The organism is Anaerovibrio sp. (assembly GCF_024697385.1).
Lineage (GTDB): Bacteria > Bacillota > Negativicutes > Selenomonadales > Selenomonadaceae > Anaerovibrio.
This window is the reverse complement of record NZ_JAILFV010000105.1, coordinates 1-10,060: the sequence shown is the minus strand read 5'-3', so window position 1 is coordinate 10,060 and position 10,060 is coordinate 1. Positions and strand designations below refer to the sequence as shown.

The window sequence follows — 10,060 nt, the reverse complement described above, 5'->3', positions numbered from 1 at the left end:
GATACAAGATTTTATTTATAAAGATAGAGTTTAAATTTTTTCTATTGAAGAAAAATATTCTGATTAGCGTTTTACTAGGGAGTATTACCTCTACGCTGTAATAGGGCATAGGAGATGCGTTCCACTTATACTGCCTGCCAAGTAAGAGTTTCTTTATATTACTGAGGTTTATATTTAAGTGTAAAAAAACCTGGCCCAAAAGGACCAGGTTTTTTTAATCCAAGCAGGATATTAATAAGCTGCGTCAGTACCGCCAGCCATCTTGTCAGTTGCGATTTCACGATGGTTAGGCTCCAAATGATACTTAGCTACTGCTACCTTCTTGGTAGGACGAAGCTTAGCACCCTTCTTCTCAAGATAAGCACGGAGAATCCAAGGCTTATCAGAGATCATACCATCAACGCCCATGTTGTAGAGCTGATCCATAGCCTCAAGGCTGTTTACAGTCCAAGGAACAACCTTCATACCCAGGGAATGAGCAAGATCTACATCATCAGTGCTTATTTCTGGATAGTATGGAGATGCAACCTCTGCACCAAAGGAATGAGCAGCATTGATAACCTTAGCGTTTACAGAGCTGCCAGGGAATTTTCTTACATCCAGACCACCGAGCCATGGGGAAATCTCTGGCTCAAACATACGGATATTTTCGGAATCACGACCCCAAGTAGGCTGTTCACACCACAGAGCGGCAACAGTAATGTTTGGATCGATTCTCTTCATTTCCATGAGAGTAGCCCAGTCGAAGGACTGAAGGATTACATGATCCTGCATGTTATATTTCTTAACCTTCTCATAGAATACCTTTACAAACTTCTTAGTATCTGCATTGTTCTTATAAGCAGCTGGAACAGCAGGATCTGGATAAGACTTAGTCTCAATGTTCAGGTTCCCCTCAAAACCTGCATCCTTGCACAGCTGGAACAATTCATCAACAGTAGGAATCTCAGCACTTGCTGGAGTAACCTGGGACTTACCATGACCATTGTAGTAATGCTCAGGATTGCTGATAGGGTCCATTACACCAACATCAAACTGCTTAATCTGGGCAACAGTCATAGTACGGATGTCATACTTGCCTTCCTCAACATACTTGTTGGTACCCTTATAACGGGTGATATCATGGTTGAGAATAGGATTGTGACTCATTACAATCTGATTGTCACCAGTGAACTGCATGTCACACTCAATGGAAGTAGCACCCATCTCAATAGCATAAGCATAAGAATAAAGAGTGTTCTCTGGACGAGCATCACGACCACCACGATGCGGCTCGAAATCGAAATAAGTATCGAGATCGGCCTTGGCCTCAACCTGTGCCGGGGCAACGAAGCTCTGAATACCCATGGTTGCTACTGCAGCTAAAACCCCTGCTGCTAAAGCATGTTTCTTTGAAAATTTCATTAATAATACCTCCTGCCTGATTAAATATTAAATACCATAATACAAGTATAAATATAGATTTTTCACTTGTCAAGAGCATAAAACCTTTATACTAGGCCATAATCGTCTTATTGTGAGAATTTTTCTGCAATTCTGAAGATAAAAAAACAGGTGTCATGTTGATATGGACATCTTAAATGTTATGGATTGGATAAAAAAGAACCTGGTTCCGAAGAACCAGGTTCTTTAAAATACATATCAGTATTAGTATGCTGCGTCAGTACCGCCAGCCATCTTGTCAGTTGAGATCTCACGATGGTTAGGCTCCAAATGATACTTAGCTACTGCTACCTTCTTGGTAGGACGGAGCTTAGCACCCTTCTTCTCAAGATAAGCACGGAGAATCCAAGGCTTATCGGAAATCATACCATCAACGCCCATGTTGTAGAGCTGATCCATAGCCTCAAGGCTATTTACAGTCCAAGGAACAACCTTCATGCCCAGGGAATGAGCAAGATCTACATCATCGGTGCTGATTTCTGGATAATATGGAGAAATAACCTCTGCACCGAAGGAATGAGCTGCATTGATAACCTTAGCATTTACAGAGCTACCAGGGAATCTTCTTACATCCAGACCACCAAGCCAAGGGGAAACATTTGGCTCGAACATACGGATGCACTCAGAATCACGGCCCCAAGTAGGCTGCTCGCACCACAGAGCGGAAACAGCGATATTGGAATCAACCTTCTTCATTTCAATAAGAGTAGCCCAGTCGAAGGACTGAAGAATTACATGATCCTGCATGTTGTACTTCTTAACCTTCTCATAGAATACCTTTACAAACTTCTTAGGGTCTGCATTGTTCTTGTAGCCCTCTGGATATTCAGGATCAGGATAGGATTTGGTCTCGATGTTCAGGTTGCCCTTAAAACCGGAATCCTTGCACAGCTGGAATAATTCATCAACAGTAGGAATCTCAGCACATGCTGGAGTAACCTGGGATTTACCATGACCATTGTAGTAATGCTCAGGATTGCTGATAGGATCCATTACACCAACATCAAACTGCTTGATCTGAGCAACAGTCATAGTACGGATATCATACTTACCAGCCTCAACATAGTTGTTGGTACCCTTATGACGGGTGATATCATGGTTGAGAACAGGGTTGTGGCTCATTACAATCTGGTTGTCGCCAGTCAGCTGCATATCACACTCGATAGAGGTTGCACCCATTTCAATAGCATAAGCATAAGAATAAAGAGTGTTCTCCGGACGAGCATCACGACCACCACGATGTGGCTCGAAGTCGAAATAAGTATCGAGATCTGCTTTTGCCTCAACCTGTGCTGGAGCAACAAAGCTCTGAATACCCATAGTAGCTACTGCAGCTAAAACCCCTGCTGCTAAAGCATGTTTCTTTGAAATTTTCATTAATAATACCTCCTGCTTGAATTAAAATCAAATACCATGGCTTAAGTATAGGATTTGAATTTTTAATTGTCAAGAGCGTAAAAGCCTTGGTAAATATGCTTTGTGATAATTTTTTTGGTCAGGACCCGTTTATTTTGAAAATGAAAAAAAGCTGAAAGCTTTGTGTAACAAAGGATTTGTTATGTTCAAACAACTATGGTAAAATAAGAGCTATCAATAAAAAATAAGATGAAAAATTTATAAATTTAATCGTGTATTTATTTGCAATTCCGTTTTTTTTACATAAAAATCCAATATTTGAAATTTTGTTTAATTATATTTGAATAATATTTCACAGGACTAAAAACATTTTTATTTCATTTCTAAAATTGGCTGAGGCCAAAAAATACAAGCTGCATTAGATAATTGGAGATTGATTTTTTTGTTGATGTGCTTTATGGTTAATTACTTGATTTTTACTTTTGTAACATAGATAATAAAGTTGTGTTTACAAAATGACCAAACAATAATTATTACATTTCAGGGGTGTTTTAGGGAGGAAGGGAATATGAATCGTGATAGGGACAAACTATCTATTACTGTAGCACGACTGTATTACAGGTCAGAGTACAGTCAGCAGAGGATAGCAGAGGAACTTGAGATTTCAAGGCCGTCGGTTTCCAGATTACTGCAGTATGCAAAGGATAAGGGATATGTTAAGATTCAGATAATGGATCCTGTAGAAGATATGTCCAATATGGAGCAGATGCTCATGGAAAAATATCGTCTTAATGAGGTTAGGCTTGCTTCTTCTACATTGAATGACGAAAATGAGATTAAGAAATACATTGGTATTAAAGCAGCTGAATACCTTGATTCTATAGTGCATGATGGGGATATCATCGGTGTAGGATGGGGTACCACATTGTATAATATGTCATGTTCCCTGGTTCCAAAGGTTTTAAAGGGGGCACAGATTGTCCAGCTTGAGGGCGGTGTTACACATTCAAAATGGCGGAATTATGCAAAGGATATATTGGAAAATTTTGCCAATAACTACAGTACGATAGCGCAGTACCTGCCGCTACCGGTTATATTTGGCAGCCGTGAGGTCAAGGAGATGGTTGATCAGGACAGGCATATTAAAAGGGTTCTTGAACTGGGAAATCATGCCAATATCGCTATTTTCAGTGTAGGTACAGTAAGGCCGAATGCATTGTTTTTCCGTTTGGGATATACCGATGCTGAAGAAAAAACAAAAATCCAGAAAACGGCAGTGGGAGATATATGCTCGAGGTTTTTTGACGATGACGGACATATATGTAATAAGGAGCTTGATGCCAGGACTGTAGGTATAACCCTGGATGAATTACGGGGTAAGGAACACAGCATAATGATTGCTGGTGGTGAAGCAAAAATTCCAGCCATAAGGGCTGCACTCAAGGGCAATTATGCTAATGTCTTTATTACTGACCAGTTCACTGCAAAACAGCTTCTCAAGGATTAAAAATAACTCCGATAAATCCATGATTAAATCATAATGGTTTATCGGAGTTTTTATGTTCACTAGCTGATCAGTATATCCCTGCCAGCTTCAAAAGCAATTGGGCATTTGTTGTTTTACATGGACCTTCCTTGATTTTGTAATCAAACAGGAGCCGGTCATCAACGATTTGTTCTTCAAAATGGTAATTGTTAATAGGTATATTGTTTTTGGGTTCAATATGGCATAATTCAAAATCATGTGTAGAAACAAGGGTGATGATATTGGGTTTGGTAAGATGCAGTAAGGCTGTTTGGGCGCATATAATCCGATCAGCCGAATTTGTACCCTTAAATATTTCGTCAATAACTGTAAGCATAGGCCTATCAGTATCAGCCTCAGTGATCATGGCCTTTATCCTTTTTATTTCAGCATAGAAAGTTGATGTTCCGGTATTTAAATCATCACTGATCCGAATGGAGGTCATGATATTCAACGGACTGAGTTCAAAGCTGTCAGCACATACCGGTGCTCCTGCATAGGCAAGAATGCAGGAGGTTGCCAATGTTCTGAGCCAGGTGGTTTTTCCGGACATATTTGATCCGGTGATTATATTAAGAGATGGTACCAGATCTATTGAGTTTGGTACACTTGTTTCCTGGGAGATAAGGGGATTTTCCAGATTGACTGCTTTAATATATGGTGTTTCAGATTCCTTTAATATAGGCATGACTGCCTTTTTCCCGGTATGTCCAAAGGATGCCAGACTGATGGCGGTTTCTGTTTCATACCACATGTTCAGCCACAGCTTCAGCCGATTGGAATGGTGCTTCTGCCAACCGTGAAATAATCTGATAATCTGAAAATCCCACATAAAAAAGGTATTAAGAAAAAAGAACAGGATAAAATTGTGTCTTAATTCGGCAAGTATAGCGATGTTTTTCAGATTTCTGATAGGATTTATGGCTTCTGTCAGTTCCTTTGGATCAATATTGCCGATTTTCTTGGGAAGAACAGCTGTAAGAGCTGAAAAAAGCTGATGATAATAAGCTAATCCGTTATTTATCTTATACAGGGGAGCAATAGCTGCTGTATTTTTTTGCTGCCGGATTAAGCTGATGGCAAGCTGCAGGCAGAGCAGGAGAATGGGCAGCTTAATAGGTATCATTCCCAATGCGGCAGCACCTGACAGTAACAGGGATACTGGGGGAAGAATACTGCTGATAATAAATAATTTATCAGTGAGGTTTTCAGGATTATCAAGGTATAATAACAGTTTTTTTACACTGAAGTTAAAAGGTGTCTGGCAATTAATGGCCTGTAAGTGGAGGGCAGCGTCAGGATTATGTAAAAAAAACAGGGTTTCCTCCTGGTGTATCCGTAAAGCCTCAGGAGTATCAGGGTAAGGCTTCAGTCGTTTGGCTAAAGTAGCCCTGCCCTCTGCGGACCTGGCACAGCAGCAATATTGAAAAATAGATGCAGGCCCTAAAATATTCAGATCTGTGTCCTGGGTATAATTTCGGTTGAAAAAATCAGCGCCATTATCAGGAAACTGTGTCCAGGAGCCTTCGAATCTAGACACATATTCCATGGTTATCTTGTATTTGTTTTCTTCATAGGCGATTATTCTATGTATATCACTATGGCGCTTTATCAGGTAGATAAATACGGCAAGGAGTATGAGGCTGACTGCCCAAAAAGCGTTATGGCCAAAATCATAGGCAGCTGCCACAGATAAAACAATGGTGATAAAGCATATGGTTCTTTTTGTGGTATATAATCGACTCGTCTTATAATTGCCTTCAATACTTAGTTTAAGATTTTTTGCAATATCTTTATAATAAGATAATTCCATAATTATATCCTCACTTTCTGATAATTATTATACTTTAGTTCATACTTTTTTTAAATATATTAAGTCTGGCAGGATATTTAATCTTGTGGACAAATAAAAAAAATGTTTATCTTGAGTATACAAAATAAATTTTAATTGGTATAATTAGTATTGTAAAAATTGAAAATTGAGTGAATTTTCAATTAAATTTGTGTTATGGAGGAGATGCTATGTCAGAGGAAAAAAAGAGTTCTGTCCTTGATAACCTGGGTAAGTGGATAATTCTGGCCACTGTGCTTGGTGCGGTGGTTGGTCTGGTAATGGGACAGCCTGCTCACATGTTTGCGCCTGTTGGAGATCTTTTTATGTCATTGATCAAGATGGTAGTAATACCATTGGTATTTTTCTCATTGGTGGGTGGAGCCGCTGCATTGGGAAATTCCAAAGGTGCTGGTAAAATTGGTATTATAACATTTGTTTATTATGGTGTTACTACTGCAGTAGCAGTTGCATTGGGATTGTTCTTCAGCGAAATTTTCAAGCCAGGTGCAGGTATTAACATGGCCAGCATTTCTGAGGCTGCTATCGATATTGATATGTCTCAGAGCGGTCAGATTCCAGGCTTCTGGGAGACTGTAATAGGATTTGTTCCTGTTAACCCATTTGCTGCACTGGTTCAGGGAAATATTCTCCAAACCATCGTTTTTGCGTTGTTTGTTGGTTTTGCTCTTTCCCTGCTGGATAATGATAAAAAAGAGTTCATGATGAAGGTTTTCAATTATTTTACTGAGATTTTCATCAAGATCATGACCGCTATTATGTATGTTGCCCCTATCGGTGTATTTGCCCTTATGGCCGATGCAACCGGTACCTTTGGTTATGATGTACTGCTTAAGATTATCCAGTTGGTTGGACTGTATGTAGTGGTGCTGGCAATTGTTACATATGTAATGATTGGTGGAACAGTAGCTATGTTCTCCAAGAAGGTTGGATATGTTCAGTTTTTCAAGAGCATGTGGAAGTGCCAGGTATTTGCATTCTCCACAGCATCTTCCATGGCTACACTGCCACTGAACATGAAGACCAATGAGGAAGAATTCGGCTTGGATAAAGGTACTGTTTCCTTTGCATTGCCATTGGGTGCTACCATTAATATGAATGGTAATGCTGCCTACTATGCTATGGCTGCCTGCTTTATTGCCCAGATGTATGGTATGGAACTGAGCTTTGCCCAGTATGTAGCCATAGTTGTAACATCTACCCTGGGTGCCGTAGGACAGGCCGGTGTACCGGGACCAACGCTTCTGGTAGTTGCCGTATTGGTAGCAGCCGGTATTCCTATTGAAGCATTGCCAATCCTGTTTGGTGTAGACCGTATCTTTGATATGCTGCGTACTGCAGTTAATATTACAGGTGATGCAGCCTGTGCTTGTATCGTTGATCGTTTCCGTGAGGAATAATTTCATATGTGATTTTGCAGGGTGTCGTCTTTTGGGCGGCACCCTTTTACAGTACAATTTTTTTTTGTATAATAAATTAGAAAATATTGAGGTGATAAAATGGCATTGAGCCCTGAGGTAAAAGAAAACTTGCAGAAAAGAATTGAGGAATTAAAGAAACGAATGCAGTATGATGCCAATGATCTGGACTATGAGACGCACCTGCATCAGGTCCGGGAGCTTCAGCGGCTCATTAACAGGAAATAATAAAAAAGATTGTATAAGTCATGGGAGGATAAAGCATGAAAAAGGAAGCATTGTCAATAATTGATGATCTGATTATCAGATATCCGGTATTGAGTAACTGCCGTACCAGTTTTGTTGATGCAGCAGAAGCAGTTTGTACTGCCTATCATAATAGCGGCAAGCTGTTAGTATGTGGAAACGGTGGGAGTGCATCAGATGCGGAACACATTGTCGGGGAGCTGATGAAGGGGTTCATTCTCAAGCGTCCAATCGATGATAGTTTATATGAGAAAATGAAGGCTGTGTGTCCTAAGGAGGCAGATTATCTTCAGGAAAATCTACAGGGAGCATTGCCGGCCATATCTCTAATGAATGCTGTGGCCCTTAACAGTGCATTTGCTAACGATCAGGCTCCTGACCTGTCGATGGCACAGCAGGTTTTGGGACTGGGCAATGAAGGTGATGTATTATTGGGTATAAGCACCTCAGGCAATTCTGCAAATGTTATATATGCTGTCCAGATGGCACGGGTTAAGGGGATTAAGACAATTGGCCTTTTAGGTGGCAGGGAATGCAGATTAAAGGATTTGTGCGATATCAGTATATGTGTTCCAGAACAACAGACTTATAAAATACAGGAGCTACATTTACCTGTATATCACATGCTTTGTATGGCAGTGGAAAGGGAATTCTTTGATAAATAGGAGCCACTATGCTAAAAAAATGGATTAATAACGGGATTAAGAGTTGTCTTTTGTCCTTTTAAGACTGGGGACAGAATGCGAATAACAGGTGGTGAGTTAATATATCCCGCCAAGTTGCGACACGAAGTTAGTACCTTTAGGGGAAAAAATAATTGGATGATTTTTCTTATCCCAGAAGAAAAATTTGAATAACTGCGTTATAAAACGCCCCTTATGATATTAGTAATGATTTACTATGGTCATAAGAGGCGTTTTATCATTGTTGGAATATTATCTTGCACCACACAACGGAGCAAGCAGGCTTTTGGAACTTAGCAGATAGTTTCTTTTACCAGCTGGCACCCTTTTGCCAAAAGGAAGGCTTCAGCATTACCAAGAGAAGGAAAATTTCCAGACGGCCGATTACCATCATTATACAGCAAATAATTTTTGTTAGTTCATTTAACTGTGAAAAATCACTGGCTGCACCAAAGGCTATGCCGGCATTTCCAATAGCTGACAGGCCGAGCACAATGGCATCTATGATAGGCAGTCCATCTATGGTAAAAATCAGTGCGCCTGATAGTGCGATAAAAATATACAGGAAGAAAAAACGGCCTACCCGATTGATAACCACATCAAGCTGCTCGTTGGAATCATACTTTAAGTGAATGATTTGATTGGGATTCAGTTTCTTCTTGATAATCAGATTTACCATTTTAAACAGTAATATGAATCGGGCTATTTTTATTCCTCCTGCAGTTGAACCGGCACAGCCGCCTGTGATCATTACTACCAGCAGACAATACTTGGAAAATGCCGGCCAGGTATCGAAATCCGTGGTCGAAAAACCCGTGGTGCTGATAACTGCCGCTGTTTGGAAGGAAGCATATCTTAGTGCCGTAAAAAGATCAAAATCCATGGCTGCTGCAAGATTTACGGTAATGGCAGCTGTAATGGTCAGAAACAGCACGATATATGCAATAAATTCAGTATCCTTGAAAATTTTTTTGTAACCCCGTTTCCAGGCTATAAGATATAGGGAAAAGTTTCCTCCTCCTATCAGCATAGCCAGCATTAATATGAATTCTGCAGGGATATTATTAAAATAGGCAATACTTTCATTTTTGGTGGCGAAGCCGCCGGTGGCAATTGCTGACATTGCATTATTGACAGCATCAGATAAATTCAAGCCACATAATAACAGGAACGCTGTCAGGAAGAAAGTTAAAAGTATGTATACCATAAGCAGGGCACGGGCGGTGCTTTTAAATCGTGGAAGAGGTCTGTTTTCAGTAGGACCGGTGGTTTCTATTTCGAACATTTTCAGGCTTCTTATACCGGCTTGGGGGACCAGTGCAATAAAAATCACTATTATACCCAATCCACCAAGCCAGTGTGTCAGGCTTCGCCACAGCATTATGCTGTCAGGCAGTTTTGGAATATCGCTGACTACAGAGGCACCACTGCCGGTAATGCCTGAAACACCCTCAAACAGACAATCAACAAAAGGCATATAATGACCTGTAATATATGGTATAGACGCTATCAGGGAGGCAAAAAACCAACTTAGGCC

General features: G+C 40.3%; 8 protein-coding genes. 4 read left to right on the top strand and 4 right to left on the bottom strand.

What is annotated here, in order from left to right; genetic code table 11:
• Positions 1-231: 231 nt before the first annotated feature.
• Together K6C05_RS05545 and K6C05_RS05540 are read right to left on the bottom strand one after the other, a co-directional pair.
• Entirely contained in the window at positions 232-1,404 is a 1,173-nt protein-coding gene (locus tag K6C05_RS05545) for a glycerophosphodiester phosphodiesterase family protein (RefSeq protein ID WP_296732259.1), read from the bottom strand.
• A 243-nt stretch (positions 1,405-1,647) separates the two neighbouring features.
• The gene (locus K6C05_RS05540; RefSeq protein WP_296732256.1) at positions 1,648-2,820 is read right to left on the bottom strand and encodes a glycerophosphodiester phosphodiesterase family protein; all 1,173 of its coding nucleotides are present in this window, start codon (positions 2,818-2,820) and stop codon (positions 1,648-1,650) included.
• A 547-nt stretch (positions 2,821-3,367) separates the two neighbouring features.
• Between K6C05_RS05540 and K6C05_RS05535 the strand changes: the two genes are divergently transcribed.
• Entirely contained in the window at positions 3,368-4,306 is a 939-nt protein-coding gene (locus K6C05_RS05535) for a sugar-binding transcriptional regulator (protein WP_296732253.1), read from the top strand.
• Between the two features lie 67 nt (positions 4,307-4,373).
• Here K6C05_RS05535 and K6C05_RS05530 read toward each other — a convergent pair whose 3' ends face one another.
• Entirely contained in the window at positions 4,374-6,137 is a 1,764-nt protein-coding gene (locus K6C05_RS05530) for a DNA mismatch repair protein MutS (protein WP_296732250.1), read from the bottom strand.
• A gap of 209 nt (positions 6,138-6,346) precedes the next feature.
• On the opposite strand from K6C05_RS05530, the gene K6C05_RS05525 reads away from it, so the two are divergent.
• The 3 genes from K6C05_RS05525 (at position 6,347) to K6C05_RS05515 (ending at position 8,505) form a co-directional block, all read left to right on the top strand.
• Positions 6,347-7,576, top strand: coding sequence for a dicarboxylate/amino acid:cation symporter (locus tag K6C05_RS05525; RefSeq protein ID WP_296732248.1), 1,230 nt, complete (start codon positions 6,347-6,349; stop codon positions 7,574-7,576).
• A gap of 99 nt (positions 7,577-7,675) precedes the next feature.
• Complete coding sequence (locus K6C05_RS05520) at positions 7,676-7,822, top strand: aminoglycoside phosphotransferase (RefSeq protein ID WP_296732245.1); 147 nt, start codon at positions 7,676-7,678, stop codon at positions 7,820-7,822.
• Positions 7,823-7,857: 35 nt separating this feature from the next.
• Positions 7,858-8,505, top strand: a complete 648-nt coding sequence (locus K6C05_RS05515; RefSeq protein ID WP_296732244.1) for an SIS domain-containing protein — start codon at positions 7,858-7,860, stop codon at positions 8,503-8,505.
• 328 nt (positions 8,506-8,833) lie between these two features.
• On the opposite strand, the gene K6C05_RS05510 is transcribed toward K6C05_RS05515, so the two are convergent.
• Positions 8,834-10,060: TrkH family potassium uptake protein (locus K6C05_RS05510; protein WP_296732243.1), on the bottom strand; the 1,227-nt coding region annotated here is incomplete at its 5' end.

Excerpts from the sequence above, each read along its gene's own strand:
- K6C05_RS05535 (WP_296732253.1), top strand. The coding sequence starts at position 3,368 with ATGAATCGTGATAGGGACAAACTATCTATTACTGTAGCACGACTGTAT.
- K6C05_RS05540 (WP_296732256.1), bottom strand. The coding sequence starts at position 2,820 with ATGAAAATTTCAAAGAAACATGCTTTAGCAGCAGGGGTTTTAGCTGCA.
- K6C05_RS05520 (WP_296732245.1), top strand. The coding sequence starts at position 7,676 with ATGGCATTGAGCCCTGAGGTAAAAGAAAACTTGCAGAAAAGAATTGAG.
- K6C05_RS05515 (WP_296732244.1), top strand. The coding sequence starts at position 7,858 with ATGAAAAAGGAAGCATTGTCAATAATTGATGATCTGATTATCAGATAT.
- K6C05_RS05545 (WP_296732259.1), bottom strand. The coding sequence starts at position 1,404 with ATGAAATTTTCAAAGAAACATGCTTTAGCAGCAGGGGTTTTAGCTGCA.
- K6C05_RS05530 (WP_296732250.1), bottom strand. The coding sequence starts at position 6,137 with ATGGAATTATCTTATTATAAAGATATTGCAAAAAATCTTAAACTAAGT.
- K6C05_RS05525 (WP_296732248.1), top strand. The coding sequence starts at position 6,347 with ATGTCAGAGGAAAAAAAGAGTTCTGTCCTTGATAACCTGGGTAAGTGG.